17 protein-coding genes are annotated in these 18868 nt (G+C 45.7%); 13 read left to right on the top strand and 4 right to left on the bottom strand.

The features are described 5' to 3' along the window. Nucleotides 1-224 precede the first annotated feature (224 nt). The 5 genes from IGJ44_RS12730 (at nucleotide 225) to IGJ44_RS12710 (ending at nucleotide 5076) form a co-directional block, all read left to right on the top strand. On the top strand, nucleotides 225-1676 hold the full coding sequence (locus IGJ44_RS12730) for an amidase (RefSeq protein ID WP_074535509.1): 1452 nt from the start codon (nucleotides 225-227) through the stop codon (nucleotides 1674-1676). A 12-nt stretch (nucleotides 1677-1688) separates the two neighbouring features. After that, on the top strand, nucleotides 1689-2540 hold the full coding sequence (locus tag IGJ44_RS12725) for a transporter substrate-binding domain-containing protein (RefSeq protein WP_015510211.1): 852 nt from the start codon (nucleotides 1689-1691) through the stop codon (nucleotides 2538-2540). Next, nucleotides 2540-3220, top strand: a complete 681-nt coding sequence (locus tag IGJ44_RS12720) for an amino acid ABC transporter permease (protein WP_074535510.1) — start codon at nucleotides 2540-2542, stop codon at nucleotides 3218-3220. Before IGJ44_RS12725 ends, IGJ44_RS12720 begins: the two co-directional genes overlap by 1 nt. Nucleotides 3221-3496: 276 nt before the next feature. Further along, nucleotides 3497-4135: a GyrI-like domain-containing protein gene (locus tag IGJ44_RS12715; RefSeq protein WP_074535511.1), complete on the top strand. Its 639-nt coding sequence runs from the start codon at nucleotides 3497-3499 to the stop codon at nucleotides 4133-4135. Beyond that, entirely contained in the window at nucleotides 4132-5076 is a 945-nt protein-coding gene (locus IGJ44_RS12710) for an ROK family protein (protein WP_074535512.1), read from the top strand. Before IGJ44_RS12715 ends, IGJ44_RS12710 begins: the two co-directional genes overlap by 4 nt. A 43-nt stretch (nucleotides 5077-5119) precedes the next feature. On the opposite strand, the gene IGJ44_RS12705 is transcribed toward IGJ44_RS12710, so the two are convergent. Together IGJ44_RS12705 and IGJ44_RS12700 are read right to left on the bottom strand one after the other, a co-directional pair. After that, nucleotides 5120-6319 carry an AI-2E family transporter gene (locus IGJ44_RS12705; protein ID WP_010749831.1) on the bottom strand — a complete coding sequence of 400 codons (1200 nt, stop codon included), beginning with the start codon at nucleotides 6317-6319 and terminating at the stop codon, nucleotides 5120-5122. 201 nt (nucleotides 6320-6520) lie between these two features. Beyond that, a complete protein-coding gene (locus IGJ44_RS12700; RefSeq protein WP_016612672.1) occupies nucleotides 6521-6889 on the bottom strand; it encodes a PaaI family thioesterase in 369 nt (122 codons plus the stop codon). A gap of 188 nt (nucleotides 6890-7077) precedes the next feature. Between IGJ44_RS12700 and menB the strand changes: the two genes are divergently transcribed. Genes menB through menC form a run of 6 tightly spaced genes read left to right on the top strand, consistent with a single transcriptional unit; the run spans nucleotide 7078 to nucleotide 14418 of the window. Continuing rightward, nucleotides 7078-7893, top strand: a complete 816-nt coding sequence (gene menB / locus IGJ44_RS12695; protein WP_005228595.1) for a 1,4-dihydroxy-2-naphthoyl-CoA synthase — start codon at nucleotides 7078-7080, stop codon at nucleotides 7891-7893. Beyond that, nucleotides 7893-9392, top strand: a complete 1500-nt coding sequence (gene menE, locus IGJ44_RS12690) for an o-succinylbenzoate--CoA ligase (protein ID WP_167826944.1) — start codon at nucleotides 7893-7895, stop codon at nucleotides 9390-9392. Before menB ends, menE begins: the two co-directional genes overlap by 1 nt. Beyond that, nucleotides 9370-10734 carry an isochorismate synthase gene (locus tag IGJ44_RS12685; protein WP_167826945.1) on the top strand — a complete coding sequence of 455 codons (1365 nt, stop codon included), beginning with the start codon at nucleotides 9370-9372 and terminating at the stop codon, nucleotides 10732-10734. Before menE ends, IGJ44_RS12685 begins: the two co-directional genes overlap by 23 nt. Next, nucleotides 10727-12439 (top strand): 2-succinyl-5-enolpyruvyl-6-hydroxy-3-cyclohexene-1-carboxylic-acid synthase, encoded by a 1713-nt coding sequence (gene menD, locus IGJ44_RS12680; RefSeq protein ID WP_167826946.1) that lies wholly within the window; start codon nucleotides 10727-10729, stop codon nucleotides 12437-12439. The genes IGJ44_RS12685 and menD overlap by 8 nt, the downstream gene beginning before the upstream one ends. After that, a complete protein-coding gene (menH, locus tag IGJ44_RS12675; RefSeq protein WP_167826947.1) occupies nucleotides 12436-13275 on the top strand; it encodes a 2-succinyl-6-hydroxy-2,4-cyclohexadiene-1-carboxylate synthase in 840 nt (279 codons plus the stop codon). The genes menD and menH overlap by 4 nt, the downstream gene beginning before the upstream one ends. A gap of 15 nt (nucleotides 13276-13290) precedes the next feature. Continuing rightward, a complete protein-coding gene (gene menC / locus IGJ44_RS12670) occupies nucleotides 13291-14418 on the top strand; it encodes an o-succinylbenzoate synthase (protein WP_086295663.1) in 1128 nt (375 codons plus the stop codon). Nucleotides 14419-14490: 72 nt separating this feature from the next. Here the strand turns inward: menC and IGJ44_RS12665 are convergent, their stop codons facing one another. Together IGJ44_RS12665 and IGJ44_RS12660 are read right to left on the bottom strand one after the other, a co-directional pair. Next, nucleotides 14491-16029, bottom strand: a complete 1539-nt coding sequence (locus IGJ44_RS12665) for an AMP-binding protein (protein WP_167826948.1) — start codon at nucleotides 16027-16029, stop codon at nucleotides 14491-14493. A gap of 194 nt (nucleotides 16030-16223) precedes the next feature. Next, on the bottom strand, nucleotides 16224-16847 hold the full coding sequence (locus IGJ44_RS12660; protein WP_167826949.1) for a DapH/DapD/GlmU-related protein: 624 nt from the start codon (nucleotides 16845-16847) through the stop codon (nucleotides 16224-16226). Nucleotides 16848-16941: 94 nt separating this feature from the next. Between IGJ44_RS12660 and IGJ44_RS12655 the strand changes: the two genes are divergently transcribed. Further along, a complete protein-coding gene (locus tag IGJ44_RS12655; protein ID WP_167826950.1) occupies nucleotides 16942-18135 on the top strand; it encodes an NAD(P)-dependent oxidoreductase in 1194 nt (397 codons plus the stop codon). 54 nt (nucleotides 18136-18189) lie between these two features. Further along, nucleotides 18190-18843, top strand: coding sequence for a GntR family transcriptional regulator (locus IGJ44_RS12650; protein WP_167826951.1), 654 nt, complete (start codon nucleotides 18190-18192; stop codon nucleotides 18841-18843). The last annotated feature ends 25 nt before the right edge of the window (nucleotides 18844-18868 follow it).

Genomic DNA, 18868 nt, shown 5'->3' with positions numbered 1-18868 from the left:
TTTGTTAGGTTATGATTCGGGCAGCTAAGAAGAAGCGTTGGTCGACAGCCAGTAGTAAAAAGATTGGAACGTTTGATAATGATGTGATACAGGTTTAAAAACTGTTCTATTTTTGTTGAAAGATTTCCTAGTGTTTGGTATATTGTAGTCTATATAAAGAAGAATTTTTCGTGTGTTACAGTTTAGATAATTGTTTGAGGGTTTGAGAAAAAGGAGGGGCAAGCATGCAAGATGCGACCTATTGGGCGGAACAATTGCGGCAAGGACAAATCAGTTTTGCAGAGCGGGTGGCGATGATCGAAGAAAAAGTCAATCAACAAAATCCGCTTTTGAATGCGCTTGTAACATTTGATCCGCAAGCAGCGATCCAGCATTACGAGCAGCATCTTCAAAAAACGGTTTTTGGGGGACAACCCATGCCGTTAAAAATACTCGGCCAAACCAAAGCAGGGTGGCCAGCAACGTCAGGAGCCAAACTGTTTGCAAATGCACGAGCCAGCCGCACGGCTCATTTTGTCTCCCGTTTAGAAGAGGCAGGCTTTGTGCCGTTAGGGCAAACCAATGCACCAGAATTTGGATTCAAAAATATTACTGATCCAACATTATATGGGCCTACACGTAATCCGTGGAATCCTGCCTATTCAGCCGGTGGTTCCAGTGGTGGTGCGGCAGCGGCAGTGGCTTCGGGGATGTTTCCGATTGCGGGTGCCAGTGATGGCGGCGGATCGATCCGCATTCCAGCATCCTTTAGCGGATTGATCGGTTTGAAGCCAACCCGTGGTACGATGCCTGTGGGTCCTAGTGAATGGCGCAGCTGGCAAGGCGCTTCCATCAACTTTGCGTTGACGCTTTCCATGCGTGATACGGAACAATTGTTTTATGCGTTGCGGACGTCACAGCCGACTGCCCCTTATCAGGCACCGCAAGTAGAATGGCATCATCAGCAAGCGAGTCAAAAACCGCGGTTGAAGGTTGCTTTTACTACCGCATCGCCGACCGGTGGCCAAGTGTCTGAAACTGCCATCCAAGCAGTGCGAAGTGCAGCCACATTTTTAGAAAAGCAGGGGCATGAAGTCGTTGAAGTGGGCTATCCAGTGGATGGTCAGCAAATGATGACCACTTATTACGCCATGAATGGCGGCGAAACAGCCGCGATGTTTGCTGAGATCGATGCTGCTCGTCAAGTACCGGTCAGACGGGAAGGGATGGAATTGATGACCTGGGCACTTTACCAATATGGCAAAAAACTGCCTGCCGCCGATTACGTTCTTGCCTTGCAGTGGTGGGATCAGCTGGCAGAAAAGATGGAAGAAGTCTTTTCGACCTATGATCTCTTTTTGACCCCGACGACGGCTTATCCAGCCCCTTTGATTGAGGAAGACTTACAAAGCGATAGCATACGCCAAAGACTGCATGAGATCGAGACGCTTGGAAAAAATGCTGCGGGTGAGTTGATCGAAGAAATGTTTGCCAAGAGCTATGCTCTGACACCTTACACTCAATTAGCCAATTTAACGGGGCAGCCAGCCATCAGCTTGCCAACTGCTCTTAGTGAGGAAGGGTTGCCGCTAGGGATCCAATTTATGGCGTCTAAAGGCAGAGAAGATCTACTTTTCCAAGTCGGCTATTTATTTGAAACACAGCAACGATTTCTGTTGCCAAAACAAGGAGACTAAGAGGAGGATATTATGAAACAAGTTAGAAAAGGGAAAATCGTTGCAATGGTTGGCTTTTTAGGTTTATTTGCGGGAGTCTTGTTAAGTGCCTGCAGCAAACCAACGGAAGAAGACACCAGTTTAAGCAAGGTGGAAGAAGCCAAAACATTGGTTGTTGCTACTTCGGGAACCTTGTATCCATCGTCTTACTATAACGATGAAAATGAATTAGTGGGCTATGATGTCGATGTGGCAAAAGAAGTCGCCAAACGATTAGGCGTAGAGATCACATTTAAAGAGTACAATGTCGATGGACAAGTTTCTTCTTTAACACGTGGAGAAGCCGATTTTGCTGCCAACGATTTTGGTTTGACAGATGAACGGGCGGAAAAATTCAGTCTCTCAACGCCTATTAAATACTCGTTCGATAGTATGATCGTGCGTAAAAGTGATGACTCTGGGATTGCTTCTTTAGAAGATTTGGATGGCAAAAAAGCTGCTGGTGAACCGAATACCAGCTACATGCGCTTAGCCGAATCCTATGGGGCAGAATTAGTGACTTACGACAACGCAACGAATGATCAGTATTTGACAGATGTTGCGAATGGTCGAACGGATGTGATCTTGAATGATTATTATTTGCAAAAAATGGCAGTCGCTGCTTTGCCAGATATCCCTGTAAAAATTTTGGAAGATGTCTACTTTAATCCGAATGAAACGGGCTTCTTATTTGTGAAAGATCATCAAGCATTGCAGGAAAAAGTGGATGCTGTTTTAGCAGAAATGAAAGAAGACGGCCGTTTAAAAGAACTTGCGGAAACGTATTTTCAAACCGATATTTCAGTAAAATCTGATCAAGCGATCCAAACGGTTGAAACAGACTAATGTATATTCCAACCCTTGATTTGCCGTTGATGTGGGAGTCATTGCCCTATTTGCTGTCGGGCTTGTCCTATACGGTCGGCATTGCTGTCGTTTCGTTTCTAGGAGGCAACGTATTAGGGATCACACTCACCTTCTTAGGGATGCTGGAAAACCCCATCATTAAAGGGTTCGTGCGGGGCTACCTCTCATTTCTAAGAGGCGTCCCAGCGTTGGTCTTGCTGTTCCTACTGTATTTTGGCTTGCCTTATCAATTGTCGGCGCTTAGTGCTGCGATCATCTGTTTTACATTGACCAGCAGCGCATTTATCGGGGAAATCTACCGAGGATCAATTGCTGGTGTGGATCGTGGGCAATTTGATGCTGCCTATGCGTTAGGGTTATCCTTTACGAAAACGATGCGTCTAATTATTTTGCCACAAGCCTTTCGTATTTCTGTACCGGCATTGAGTAATGTGGCAATGGATTTGTTGAAAGGAACCTCCTTGGCAGCAATGATCACGATTCCTGATATTTTTCAAAAAGCTAAGATCGTTGGCGGACGAACCTTTGATTACATGTCCATGTATGTGCTAGTTGCCATCATTTATTGGCTGTTGTGCATTTTGATTGAAGCCGGGCAAAAGCGATTAGAACAACATTTTTCAAAACGCTTTGCCTCTAATGAGGCTGTAAGACAATAAAAAAAGAGCCGAGGCTCGATCACTGCAGAAATCACTCTCTTCTTGAATTGATTTCTGCAGTTTTTGTATTTGAAAAGATAGAAGAAAGGAGATTTTCATAGTAAAACAATGAGCGAAGGCAAGGAAGATAGAGAAATTTCTGTAATGTCAAACTAGTTTCATTATGAAAATGGTGCTGACCAAGTTATTTTCCTTCACTTAAACAGCCTATATTTCATTCGGTCGGCTCAAGTGATTCATGGTAAAATAAAGAAAAGCAAATCGAGGAGGGTCCTTATGAAGTATGAATGGCGCAAACTAGAAAAAGAGCTCTATCTTCCCAAAAAACCAACAGTGATCGAGGTGCCAACGTATCAATTTATCAGTTTGAGCGGCAGCGGCGATCCGAATCGACCTGAATTCAGCGAAGAGATCGCCGCTTTATATACGATTTCTTATTCACTCAGGATGGGATTGAAAAAAGGGGCTTTTGGCAATGAACCCTTTGAATACACGGTCTTTCCTTTAGAAGGTGTGTGGACCTCTCTGACAAAGCCAGACGGTGCCGTCAACAAAGAAGAATTGATCTACAAAATCATGATTCGCCAACCAGAACCAGTCACGGAAACACTGTTTCAAGAACAGCTCTTGGCAGTCAAAGAGAAGAAAGACAATCCAAATCTAGAAAAGCTCATCTTTGAGCGCTATGAAGAAGGATTGTGCCTGCAAGCGATGCATACAGGCTTTTTTGACACTGAAGCGGAAACCTTTGCGAAAATGAAGGAGCTGTTAAAACAAGAACAGTTAGTGATCCGTCCAACGATGGACACGTTCCAGCATCGAGAAATCTATTTGTCTGATCCGCGAAAAGTTTCACCAGATAAAGCCAAAACCGTCCTGCGATGGGCAGTAGAAGCAGAGGGTGGGATTCAGTGAATAAAAACTATTTAAGCATCGACATCGGCGGCACGAAAATCAAATCGGCTGTCATTGATCGCTCGGGGAATATTCTGACACGAGGACGGATGGATACGCCGAAAAATCTTACGGAATTTCTGACAGGGATTGAAACGATCGTTGAAGACGTTCATGGGAGCATTCGGGGCATTGCTGTTAGTACTCCAGGAAAAGTCAACCCAGAGACAGGGACGATCTCGTTTGGCGGGGCATTGCCTTTTTTAGATGGAGTCTCCTTAAAACAGCTGCTGGCAAAGTACCAAGTGCCGCTGGCTGTGACCAACGATGGCAAGGCAGCCGCATTAGCTGAATGGTGGCTAGGAAACCTTAAAGGGATTCAAAATGGGGCTGCCATAACCTTAGGTACTGGTTTGGGTGGTGGTGTGATCGTTGAAGGAAAACTGATCCAAGGTGCACATTTTCAAGCAGGGGAATTAAGTTTTCTACTAAATGCCACTAAGAGAAGCGATGCTCCAGAAAACGCTGAGCAACCAAATAATCAGGGATTGACCCTGCAGCAATTGGCAGGTTTTAGCGGTTCAGCGGTCGCCATGATCCGTCGCAGCGCCCAACTGCTAGGCTTAGCTGATCTTGCTGATGGTGAAGCAGTTTTTGACGCTATCAATCAAAAAGAGCCACAGGTCTGGGCACTGTTTACAGCGTATTGCCGAGAAATCGCGTGTGTCATACTCAATGTTCAAGCCGTGATTGACTTAGAGCGCTTCGTGATTGGTGGTGGCATCAGTGCCCAAGCGATCGTGGTGGAAGAAATCGACCGTCAGTATCAGCAACTGCTGGCTAGTTTACCGATTTTGCAGCAGACCTTGACGAAGCCGGAAATCCAAGCCTGCAAATTTCAAAATGACGCCAATTTATTAGGGGCGCTCTATCATTTCTTTTTGGAACATGAGATGAAATAAAATAGACAAAAACTGCCGCGAACCAACGATTCGCGACAGTTTTTTAGGCTTTTTTCTTGGTGCCTTTGTCTTCATCACCTAGGTAATCTTTGCTAGTGAAGGCACTGTGGAAGTATTTGCCGTCTTGACCGTAATAGCGGTTGTAGCGCTGCTTGAATTTGCGGAACACGTAAACGACAAGAACTTTTAGCAGACAATAAATCGGGATTCCAAAAATCACCCCAACGATTCCCATCAAATCACCCATCACCAATAAAACAACCAGAATCGTAATAGGATGGATTTTCAATCGGTCACCCATCACACGGGGCACGACTAAATCGCCATGAAGCAGCTGTACAGCAAACCAAGCAATCAAAAACTTAACCAACATCCCGGTGGAGTCTTGTGCGGCAATGAAAAGCCCTGGGAAAAAGACGATAAAAGGTCCAATATAGGGGATGATGCAAAGCAGACCAGCGGCGATCGCCAGAATACTGGCATACTCTAGGCCGATCAAGAGGAAAACAACCCAATAGATCGCCCCTAAAATCAGGGATGAAATGATTTGTCCTTTCAAAAAGGCACCGACTTGTAAGTCAGAGATCTTGACGATTTCATTAAAGTCTTTGCGAAAACGTGGTGGCACTAATGAGAGGACCGAAAAATAAAACTTGTTTGGGTTACGCAATAAGAAAAAGGCAATGATCGGTCCAGTAAACAAAGCAATGAACAAGGTCGAAATGGTTGAAAATAAACTGCTGAGCCCAGCGGCACCAGTTTGCCAATAGTCTCCAATAAAACTCATGATATTACTGGTGATATTTTGTAGTGTGTCTGTAATTTGTGCCATCTCATCTTGAAATGGGGTATTTTCTAAAAAGGCGGTCGCGTTTTTCTCAAAGTCACTGACCAAACTTGGTAAGCTATTGATCAGATCGGTGGTTTGCTGCTCCAAAATCGGATAAAGCTGGAAACCAGCAAAGACGATCAACAAAAGAATCAACAGATAGATCCCAGCAATCGAAGCACTGCGGGGAATTTTTTTCGTTTCCAATTTATCGACCACCGGATTAAACAGATAGTAAAGGATCAGCCCAAATAAAAAGGGTGGGATAATAGCTGTAAGAATGGCTGAAAAGGGTGTAAATAAAAAAGAAATCTGATTTAGCAAAAAGACAGCAACTGCCGACAAGATAATCAGTCCTAAGACATAATAGCTTGTTTTGCCGCCTAAAAAGTGGATCAATCGGTTATTTTTCATAATAAGCCTCGCTTTCTTAGCTACATTATAACGAAAGACCCCTATTCTGTAAAAAAACAACGTACCTTTTGAAAAAACTACGCTCATATTCTCAATATCTTTATAATGAAAGAATATCTTTGATAAGGGGTTAACTGGTGGCATCTTTCTTCAAAGCAGGCCAAAAATGCTCCCGTGTTTACAACACAGGAGCGAAAAGAATTATTTGCGCACTGTCGTCAAGGTACAGCGACCAACGGCAGTTTTTAACCCGCTAGCTAACCAAATAGTGGCTTGCCAAGTTTGGATACGGGCGCCGATGCGATCAGGACTAGCTTCTACGATCAGGGTTCCTTCTTGGGCGGCGGCTAGATGGTTGACTTGTAGGTCAATGCCGGCGGCGAAGGCTTCTTCTTGAGCCAAAGCTTGATTGGCACCGATGCTGCAGGCAGTCTCGATCAAAACGCCGTTAATGCCACCGTGAACGAGACCAAAAGGCTGTTTGTGCTGTTCTTTGATGGGCATTCGTAAACGAACAAAATCGGCTGTTGCTGCTTCTACTTCGATTTCTAAAGCTTCTAGTAAGTTCATTTTTTGCTCCTTTTTCTAAGAAAGTTACCATGATTATAGCACGAGTTTTGTTAGAAATAGCCGAAGTTCTCAGAAAGTCGGCAACAGGGGGAGAAGTCTTAAGAAATTCCCTTAACCAAAGCAATTTCTAACGAAAAGCGACTAGATATGTGTATAATAGAGCTATGTGAATTGAGGAGGAACAAGTAATGAGAGAATGGAAAACCTTAAAAGAGTACGATGAAATTTTGTTTGAACAACATGGAAAAGTGGCGAAAATCACGATTAACCGCCCAGAAGTCCACAATGCGTTTACACCAAAAACGGTGTTTGAAATGATTGATGCATTTTCGATCAGTCGCGATGAACCAGGCATCGGCGTGATTATTTTGACAGGCGCCGGCGACAAAGCCTTTTGTTCAGGCGGAGACCAAAAAGTCCGTGGTCACGGTGGCTATGTTGGGGAAGATCAGGTTCCTCGCTTAAACGTATTGGATCTGCAACGCTTGATCCGAACGTTGCCAAAACCGGTGATCGCCATGGTCAAAGGCTGGTCGATCGGCGGCGGAAATGTTTTACAATTGGTTTGTGATTTAACGATTGCCGCTGACAACGCTAAATTTGGTCAAACAGGACCAAATGTCGGTAGTTTTGATGGTGGCTATGGTTCGGGGTATCTTGCACGGACGATCGGTCATAAAAAAGCCAAAGAAGTTTGGTTCATGACAAAACAATATACCGCCGAAGAAGCATTGGCAATGAACTGGATCAATACGGTCGTTCCTCTTGATCGAGTAGAAGATGAAACGATGGAATGGGCCGAAACGATGCTGCAAAAGAGCCCGTTGGCGTTACGTATGATCAAAGCATCAATGAATGCCGATACGGACGGATTAGCTGGCATTCAGCAATTGGCCGGCGATGCGACCTTATTGTATTACACGATGGATGAAGCCAAAGAAGGTCGTGACGCGTTTAAAGAAAAACGTCAACCAGACTTCGACCAATTCCCTAAATTCCCATAATGACTGGGAGTTGGCTGCAAAGGCAAGCACAACTTCATCCAGAACGACCAGCTTTTTATTGGCATGAAAAAAGCTGGTCGTTTGCTGCCTTGCAAAAAGAGGTTTATGCTTACGCTGCTTATTATCAAGCCCAATTCGTTGATCAGCCAAACCGGGTAGCTCTTTTTAGCAATAACTCCCCTGAAATGGTCTTTACGATCCTTGCGTTATGGGAGTTGGGGATCGAAGTCCAGCTGCTGAATACGCGATTGACAGCCGCTGAAATCTCCTTCCAATTGCAAGATGCCCACTGCGACTGGGTGATCGCGGCGGATCAGGCTGTGATTTCGGGTGTTCGCAGCTTGACCTTTGGACAAGCGATCAAACAGGCGGAGGCTTTTATCGGTTCTTTTGATCCTTCGTTTGTTCCTAATAAAGCAATCTATCAAGTAGAACAGGTAGCTTCGATTATGTATACATCCGGTACGACTGGCAATCCCAAGGGTGTGCCGCAAACCTTTGGGAATCATCTAGCAAGTGCCGAAGCGACGCAAAAGAACTTAGTCATCACTAGCGAGGATTGTTGGCTTTGTGCAGTTCCGCTGTACCATATCAGTGGATTATCAATTCTCTTGCGTTCACTGCGACTTGGAATGAGTGTTCGTTTGTATGAGCGCTTTGATGCTGTAGAAATGGCCAAAGACCTTGAAGCAGGAAAAGGGACGATCGTTTCTTTGGTGGCAAAAATGTTGACAGATTTGCTGCCCTTGGTGCCCCAACAAGGCTTTGATTCGTTGCGTTATATCCTGCTAGGCGGCGGTCCGATTGCTAAAAGTATATTGGAAAAATGCCAGCAAAAACAGCTTTCTGTGATCCAATCCTATGGGATGACAGAAACCTGTTCACAAGTGGTGGCATTGCCGCCAGAAAAAGCTTCAGAAAAAATTGGCGCCTCTGGGATTCCCCTGCAAGGTATCCATTTAAGAATTGCGACGGATGGGAAAATGGCAGACCACCAGACTGCTGAAAGTACCCAGTCGATCGGAGAGATCCAACTGCAAGGGCCGGCGATCACGACCCGTTACTTAAACGATCGCAGTCCACAGCAGTGGGACCAAGAGGGCTGGTTTGCCACAGGAGATCTAGGTTATCTTGATCAAGAGGGCTTTTTGTATGTAGTCAGTCGTGCAAGCGAACTGATCATATCTGGTGGAGAAAACATCTATCCCGCAGAAGTGGAGCAAGCCTTGTTGCAGCATCCAGCGGTCAAAGAGGCAGCTGTGGTGGGGGAACCAGACGAGGAGTGGGGACAATCTGTCGCGGCTTATTTAACGTTAAATGAACCGATCCACTTCAAAGCTTTATTGGATACGTTAGAAGGGCAGATCGCCCACTATAAATTTCCGCGCCGTTTTTATCACGTGCGAGAAATGCCGCGCACAGCAAGCGGTAAAGTTTTAAAAAGGCTATTGCTGAGTGAAGAAAGAGTGAACTACATTGAACAGCAAATCAACAAGTAATTATGAGGCAGCGATCGCTGCCGGGAAAACCTATTTGAGTGAGTATCAACCTATAGAAAGGTGTGACTTACTGGCTCTTTATGCAGCGGCACAAGAATATCGAGGGGAACGCTATTTCTGGCGTACTCCTGATGAAACGACTAGTATGGTAGGGTTGGGTTGGTTAGCCACTTTTTCGCAACCCAAACTTGCAGACTTTTCAGAAGTCCGCTCTCTCTTAAAGCAAGCCCACTATCAACCAGAGGCACCTTTTCAGGCGCAGTTAGTTGGCGGCTTTGCTTTTGATGAACAGGCAGAAGTCAGTCAGGATTGGGCTGAGCTAGGTGCTGGTCTCTTTGCGTTGCCAAAAATACTGGTCAGCAAAACTGGCGATCAGTGTGGCGTCGTTTATACAGTAGCCGCTTCTTCCGAGGAACAACGACAACAAAAAGTCGCTGCCTTACAGGAAAAAGTCGCAAGCTGGTTGCAGGCCAATTCGGACAAGAGTCTTGTAGCAGAAACGCCTGCTTTTCAGGCACAAGAGGAACTAGATGTGCCCCAATGGCTGCAAGCGGTCGAAGAGACAGTGGCAGCCATTCGCTCAACTGAAACACCGTTGAAAAAAGTGGTTCTGGCAAGACGAATGAAGGTAGAAACGAAGCAGTCGATCATTAGTGCTGCGGTGTTGCAACGGTTGGCGCAACAGCAGCCGAATACCTATCTTTTTGCCATCGAACATGGGGGCCATGTTTTTGCTGGTGCGACGCCAGAACGCTTGCTAAAAGCGACTGTCGATCAGTTTGAAACGGTAAGTATCGCAGGTTCCGCGCCAAGAGGCAAAACCAAAGAAGAAGATGAGGCACTGGCACAAGCCCTCTTAGCGGACGCAAAAAATACCCATGAACATCAAGTAGTTGTCGATCGCTTGGAAACGGCATTGGCTACTTTGTTAGCTGACGGTTTTCAATCAGAAGCCCGCTCCGTCATCAAAAATCGTGACATTCAGCATTTGTTTGTTCCTTTAGCAGGGCAAAGAAAAGCAGGAGTCAACTTTCTGAGCGCCGTGCAAAAACTACACCCGACCCCAGCATTGGGGGGAGAACCGAAAGAAGCAGCCGTCTCATGGATTCGTACCCATGAACCAGCCAGCAGAGGGATGTACGGTGGACCGATCGGTTGGTTGGGTATTCAAGAAGATATTGGCGAGTTTGCTGTGGCGATCCGCTCAGGTTTCTTTAGCGGCAATCAAGCAACGCTGTATGCAGGCTGTGGGATCGTTGCCGATTCAGATGCGGAATCCGAACGTCAAGAAACACGGTTAAAATTTCAACCGATGAGGAGAGGGATCTTAGGAGATGAATAACCAGACAGTCATGACAGACTATTTATTAGCGGCGATCCAAGGACTAAAAGCAGCGGGTGCGAAGCGAGCGGTCATTAGTCCCGGTTCACGCTCAACGCCATTGGCGCTACTATTGCATCGTGATCCTGAGATCACCTGTATGGTGGCTGTCGATGAACGTTCGGCTGCTTTTTTTGCTTTAGGGATGTCCAAAGTTGATCTCCAGCCGACGATCTTACTGTGTACTTCTGGAACTGCAGCAGCCAATTATTATCCAGCGATTTGTGAAGCAGAGGCCACCAACTTGCCATTGATCGTCTTAACGGCTGATCGCCCGCCAGAACTGCGGGGCGTTGGGGCGCCACAAGCAATGGACCAACAGAATTTGTATGCCTCTCACGTCAAAAAGATGGTAGAGATGACCGTGCCAGAAAACGATCCTGCTTTGTTGCGTTATAGTTTTTGGCAAGCTACAACTTGCACGATCGAAGCGCAAAAACAGCCGAAAGGCCCGGTCCAAATCAACTTTCCATTACGGGAGCCGCTGTTGCCTGACTTTAGTCGCCAATGCAGTATTCAGCAAGACGTGAGCTATCTGGCACCACAACAAGAGCTGTCAGCAGAGATGATCACCCAGCTAGCCCCTTACTTTGATAAAAAAGGTATTCTGATTGCTGGAGAAAGCCTTACGATCGAAGAAGCGCAGCAGTTGCTGGCTTTTTCAGAGAAATTAGGCTGGCCGATCGTCGGCGATCCATTGACCAATTTGGCGACAGCCGGTACCAAAGTAGGAACATTTATCAGTCAAGCCGATCTTATTTTCCCGCAATTGACTTCTGCCTTCCAACCAGAAGTGGTCGTGCGTTTTGGTCGCTTACCAGTCACTAAAAATGTCCTATTATGGTTGAACAAAGCAGCGGATACGACGACGTGGCTCTTTGTTGATCCATCGGGACAGTGGCAAGACCAGTTGCATCGGGCAAACTATTTGATCGAAGCAGCGATCAGCACTTTCGTGGCGGCCATCACCCAGTTGCCGATCGTCAAACATACGGCGTGGCAACAACAATGGCAAGCACTTCAAGGACGGGCAGATCAGGTGATTGCTGCAAGTCCGCAGTTGAAACAATGGGATGAGAGCAGCGCTGTGCGCATGCTCCAACAATGTCTACCTGAAGAAGCGCAAATTCTTTTGGCAAACAGCAATGCGATCCGTTTCTTTGATCGCTACGGCAGCAAAACTAGCTCCACTTATCGAGTATATGGAAATCGGGGCGTCAATGGGATCGACGGCCTTGTCTCGACCGTAGCTGGGATTGCTTCCGCCAGTCAAAAGACTACCTACTTGTTGATTGGTGATTTAGCGTTGTACCATGATATGAACGGCCTACAACTACTGCGTCAGTATCAATTGCCAGTAACGATCATTTTACTGAATAATAACGGTGGTGGGATCTTTTCCTTTTTGTCACAAAACTCCTTAGAACCAAACGACTTTGTCCCGCTCTTTGGCACGCCGTTAGACCTTGAGTTTCAAAAAGTGGCGGCCTTATATGAGGCAGATTGGCACACACCGACCTCTTTGCTAGAGTTTCAAACGATTTTAACGAAAACAAGCCAGCGGCCGCGTTTTCAAATAATCGAAGTGAAGGGTGAGCAAAAAGATCCGGTCAACACTTGGCAAGCACTGCAACAGCAGTTTAGCGAGGCGGGAGCGCAGCAATGAGGGACACGATAAATGGCGTCAGTTATTTTTATCAGTGGTTGCAACCGTACCGACCAGCCTTACCAACCCTTGTGGCATTGCATGGCTTCACGGGTTCTTCGGAAAGCTTTCGACCGGTTTTTGCAGAGGAAGGTTCTTACAATGTATTGGCAATCGATTTGATTGGACATGGACGCTCATCGATTTATGTCCATCCCATGCGTTATGAACTTCCTTTACTGGTGGAGGATCTCGCACACCTTTTAGCGAAGTTAGGGATTGAACGTTATGGCCTGTATGGCTACTCGATGGGGGCGCGAATCGCACTTGTCTGGGCGGTCATGGAACCAACGGCAGTGACCCATCTTTTGCTTGAGAGTGGTTCACCTGGGTTAGCTGATCCAGCGGAACGACTCGCTCGTCAGCGGCACGATCGTCGCTTAGCGTTGCGCTTACTAAGGGAGCCTTTGGTCGATTTTGTCGATTACTGGCAAGAACTGCCGTTGTTTGCTAGTCAAAAGGAGCTACCTTTAGCGCAGCAGGCTGCTGTACGGCAAGGACGCTTGCAGCAAAACAAATTTGGCTTGGCAGTAAGCTTGGTTTACGGTGGTACTGGCAAACAGCCAAGCTGTTGGTCGGCACTTCCGCAGCTAGCTTGTGAAATTCTTTATTTAGCGGGGGAAAAAGATTTAAAGTTTCGTAAAATCGCCCACCAAATGAAGCAGCTGCAACCAGAGATGACCATCAAAGTCGTTGCTAATGCTGGACATTGTATCCATTTAGAACAGCCGACACAGGTTCGTCATGAAATCGATCAATGGTTTGTAAAAGGATCGGGGCCACAGTCAGCTGATTGACAAGGAGAGAACGCAATGAAGATTGAAAAAATTGAACGCATCGCCTGTCGCTTGCCCCTCAAACAACCCTTTGTGACAAGTTATGGACAATTAACAGAAAAAGCTTTTGATCTTTATTTGGTGACGACAGAGGATAAAACGATGGGCATCGGTGAATTGGTCGCTTTTGAGCAGCCAGATTACATTGAAGAAACCCTCTTTTCTGCTCGACAAGTGATTGAAACAGCACTGATCCCATTATTGATTGACCAAGAGATCGAGCATCCGCAAGAAGTTTGGCAGCTGTTTCAAACGGTCCAAGGAAACTACATGGCAAAATCGGCTTTGGAAACAGCGATTTGGGATCTATATGGCAAGCAAACGCATCAAAGTGTGAAAGAGCTTTATACCGCAACCCGACCGAGTGTCGCTGTTGGCGTTAGTCTTGGCATACAAGACTCTGTCGAAAAACTAGTGGCTCTTGTTGCCGATTATGTCGCCCAAGGGTATCAACGAATCAAATTAAAAATCAAGCCTGGGCAAGATCTGGTACCCTTGCGAGCGATTCGACAAGCCTTTCCAGAATTGCTTTTGATGGCAGATGCAAACGGAGCCTATCAGAGTGAGCCAGAACGCATTTTGGCACTTGATGACTTAGGCTTGGTGATGATCGAGCAACCACTTAAGGTACGAGATCTGGTGGGGCACAGTCAGCTACAGCGGCAGATGAAGACGCCTCTATGTTTGGATGAAGATATTCGAACGGCAGAAGACGTCGATACCGTCGCAGCCCTGGACAGCTGCCGTGCGATCAACCTGAAAATCCCCCGTGTCGGTGGGATCACCGAAGCCTTGCGAATCCTTGATCGATGTCAAACCCATGGACTACTCGTTTGGTTAGGCGGCATGTTTGAGTCTGGTGTGGGACGAGCCATGAATTTGCAATTTGCGAGTCAAGATATTTTCCATTTTCCCGGGGACCTTTCCGCTTCTGACCGTTACTTTTATGATGATGTCATTACACAGCCTGCAACTTTGCATAAAGGAAAGCTGCTGGTACCTGATGGAGAGGGCTTTGGTATCACGTTAGCTGAAACAAAGCTAAGTCAATATGGGCAACCTAAAGAACGTATCTACTCAAGAAAACGATCAGCGAAAGAATAACAGCAGCCAAAGAAAAACAGCGAAAGCAAAAGAAACGGCCAACAGGGAAATCTGCTGGCCGTTTCTTTTGTTTTATTCTGCGTTTTTGAATTCTTTTTCAATTTGTAGTCGTTGGACTTTCATGGTTGCTGTTCGTGGGATATCTTCGTAGTCGCGTAAAATTGGCTGATTGAGGTGAGGGAGATCAGCCACCATTTTCCACCAAGCATCCCAATCCATTTCACGATTTGGCGCTAAAGCAATGATTGGTTGTGGTGAGTTTTCTTTGTCGCGAACGATCACAACTTCGGCAAGGAAGTCTAAATGATCCAGCAAAAGGTCTTCCAAAGCAAGATTGCTTTCAATATTTTTGATCAAGTCCACTTGACGGTCTTTTAAGTAAAGATGTCCCTGATCATCCATCATGCCGTAGTCACCACTGTCCCACCAAGCGCCATAGACATTGTCAGCAAAACGCTGATCTTCTTTATAATAGGTCAACGCGCGTCCTTTTGAAAGGAAATGGATGTGCCCATCGGTATTGGCTGGCAGCTCGTTGCCCTCTGCATCGGCGATCCGTGCTCTCGTTAAGTCCTCTAGACCAACACCCATATCACGGGCATCGTTGGTAGCGATGCTTTCTAAGGTATGTGCTTTTAGGATCATTGGCCCGCATTCACTTTGACCATAGACTTGCAAAAAGATTGCTTCTTTTGTTGCTGAAGTATTTAAAAAAGTGGCCATTGTTTGATTGTTGATGGCATCAAAGGTTGAGTGATAGTAACGAATATTGGCGAAAGCATCTGGTTGTTCTTTTGCCACGAAGCTCCATTGGACAAAATTGTTTGGATGAGTTTCCAAAGCGATTGGTGGATATTCTTTTAACATGCTTACGACATGAGCGCTGTTGGCATTGGCTAATGGCATCATCGGAAAGCCCATCGCCATCAAGGATGAGATGCCGATATTGAAGCGGGAGTGCACCGGTGAAATATGGAACGCAATTAAATCAGAGTCTGCCTTGGTGCGATCAATCTTGGTGAAGATCGTTTTTTGCCATTTTGTCCGCCAGCCCATGGAGTTTGCCGAATGACAAATCAATTTTGGAATACCCGTTGTTCCAGAAGTGTGGGTCATATAGGAAATTTGATCCGCCGGTAACTCAGTTTGTGCCACGGGTTCCGCTGGTTGTTGCAGCAGATGACGAACAGAAATCTGTTTATCAGTACTGCTATTTTTCACTTGTGCGACGCGGCCTTCGGTTTCTTCATCAAATAAGATGAATGGATCTTCTAAGCGATCCACAAACACTTCGATGGTTTCAGCAGGGAAATGGTAAGAGATCATAGCAGGCACTGCGCCAAGGTAAGAAGCAGCCGTTGCTAACAAATACGTATCGAATTTTGAAGATTTATACAGAATGATTTTATCTCCTGCTTGCACGCCAAGTGAGGCAAGTTGATAAGCACGCTTTAAAATCATTTCATGGCTCGAACGGTAGGTACTACGATAGCCAAGCTCAGGAAATGCTGGCAACACTTCATCATGGATGATGGGGGTGTCAGGAAACGTCTCAGCAGCTTCGCGATAATTGGTGTATAGATTCAATGGACGATAGTCTAAAATGGACAAATAGAACACTCCTTTAAAAGTTCGTGAAAAACTTCATTTGATTTCTCCATTTTAGCACAGGAATTCCTCGATACAATAGATATTTTGTGTTTTTTATTTATTTCTAAAAAATCATCCGGGCAAAGACTTTCGAAGAATGAATGACTGTGATGTGTTATCATTCATTCCTCGTACTAAGCGGAAAAAGTGCATAATCAACGGGTGTATTTTGCTACAAAATCTTCGATTGGGAGGCGAAAGTCTAAATAGCGTGCTTTTAATTCTGCACGATTCCAATTCCACCAAGCGATTTCTTGCAAAGCAGTGATCGTTTCTGGATCAAAGCGGTATTTGATCACTTTTACTGGAACCCCGCCGACGATCGCATAAGGCGGCACATCTTTGGTTACGACTGCGTTTGAGGCGATCACGGCACCATCACCGACGGTCAAACCAGATTGGATCACGGCACCGTGGCCGATCCAGACATCATTGCCAATGACGGTCGTTTTTGCTTTGCGTTTTTCTAAGAAGGACTCGTCCTTTGGCGCAAATCCATAGCCTTCGCCATTATAGGCAAAAAGATGCTGACTAGGGCGTTCATAGGGATGATTGGTAGGGCCGATGCGGACCATCGCTGCGATACTGATAAAACGTCCTAATTGGCTGTTCTGAATAAAGCAATATTGCCCCGTATAGGTATAATTGCCGATGGAAGAATGATCAATGTGATTGGCTTCGCCAATTTCGACATAGTCTCCTAAAGTTGTGTCTTGAAGCTGCGAGTCTTTGCCAACGATCGGCTGTTCATCTGGAAAATTTGTGATCGACAGGTGCATAGAAATCATCCTCTCTTGCGTATTGCTATCATTTTACCGCACTTTTTTGTACTATTTGACTAATACGCACTAAAGACAAAAGGAGGTCTGCTTTATGGAGACGATTTATCAGTTAGATAAGATGACCGAAACGATAGCTAAGCGAGCAATCAAAAAAGGATACTCGTTAAAAAATCAAGCGGCCCCAGAGGCGCTGTTTGTGCGCAGTTCAACGGTTCCTAACGAATGGATCACACCAGAATTAGCTGTGATCGCTCGCTCAGGAACAGGCACCAATACGATCGATTTGGCACGGTGTACTCAAAATGGCACAGTAGTTTTCAATAGTCATGGTGTCAATGCCAATGCAGTCAAAGAGTTGGTGCTATCCAATTTATTTCTCAGCGTTCGCCCCTTATTCAAAGCGATCCAGACGGTAGCCGATTTACAAGAAGAACTAGCGTCCGGTCAAATTGAAGCAGAAGAGGTGTTGAAGGTAGCTGAAGAACGGCGAAAAGAAGTGATTGGCGAAGAATTAGCTGGAAAAACCATCGGTATTTTAGGGTTAGGAGAGATCGGTGAACGGGTGGCAAAAGCCTGTCATCAGCTAGGGATGGAGGTTTTGGGCTATGCCCGAACGAAGAAAGCAGCACACGATTACGAGCAAGTCAGTGACCTGCAAATGCTGTTGACCGAATCAGATTTTGTGGTGGTCTTGCTCCCTTTAAGTCAAGAGACCAAAGGCATGCTGAATCGACAAACGATTCAGCAGATGAAAAAAAATGCAGTGTTGATGAATTTTGGTCGCGGGGAAATCGTGGAAGAAGCAGCCGTCTTAGAAGCATTAGCCAAAAATCAGCTCAAACAATACATCACTGATTTTCCTAGTGCGGGCTTGATCGGACAACCGAAAGTGTTGTGTTATCCGCATATCGGCGGCAGTACTACCAATGCCTTGGAAAAGGGGGATCACGTAGTTTTTGATCGCATGCATGCCTATTTACGCGCTGGGACGATTCAAGAATCGGTCAATTTCCCCCATGCAGAGTTGCCTTTTTTGGCACCGTATCGCTTAGCGCTGTTTTATCACGACAAGCCTGGTGCTTTTGCCCCATTATTGCGGATCATTTCTGAAGCAGGCGTGGATATCGATAATTTGGCGAGTGAGAGAAAAGCCGGAGTTGCCTATACTTTGATTGATCTTGATGAGACAAATGAAACACTGCTGCAAGATCTACAGCAGCAGATACAGCAAGAAACAGCGATCATTCGTGCCCGCTTGATCAAAAATTCGCGAACCAGTGAATAGTTGCCACCAACAATGTTTCTTGTTATGATGAAAAAAAAGTAAAGGAAGTTCATCATGACGAATAAGTTTCAAGATAAAAAGAAGGTCGCTTTGCCTCGTTATCAGCAGATTGCCGTAGCGATCGCGGAACGAATCGTTGAAAATCGCTACCAAGTTGGGCAAAAGATCCATGCACGCTCAACATTAGCCAGCAATTTCAATGTCTCTCCTGAAACAGCCCGCAAAGCGATCAATGTATTAGTTGATTTAGAAATCATGGACGTCCGTCATGGCAGCGGCGCCTATATTGCTTCAAAGGAAAAAGCACAGGCCTTTGTTGAACAATACCAAGATGTGCAGTCGATCCAAGAAATCAGACAAGACATTTTAGACAGTGTGGAGCGGCAGCAGCAAGAGCTGGATAATTTTTCTGACTTGTTGAACATGTTAGTGCAGCAGACCAAAAAGGTACACCATATGAGTCCGTTTGTGCCCTTTGAACTTCAGTTGACGGAACAAGCGCAGCATTTGGAAAAAAGTATCAATGAATTGAATATTTGGCAAGCCACAGGGGCGACGATTATCGCAATCCAAACAACCGAAGAATTGTTGTTGTCACCAGGACCTTATGCGAAATTCAGTGCAGGCAATACGATTTATTTTGTCGGAAATGAACTGGCGTTGCAGCGCATGATCAATTTCTTCTATCCAACGGACCATTCAGCGTAATTCTTTTTCCTGATTCCCATGCTTT

This window comes from Enterococcus sp. DIV1368d (assembly GCF_050542975.1).
Classification (GTDB): Bacteria; Bacillota; Bacilli; order Lactobacillales; family Enterococcaceae; genus Enterococcus_D; species Enterococcus_D casseliflavus.
Note: the sequence above shows the minus strand (reverse complement) of the source record. Positions and strands in the feature narration are given on the sequence as shown.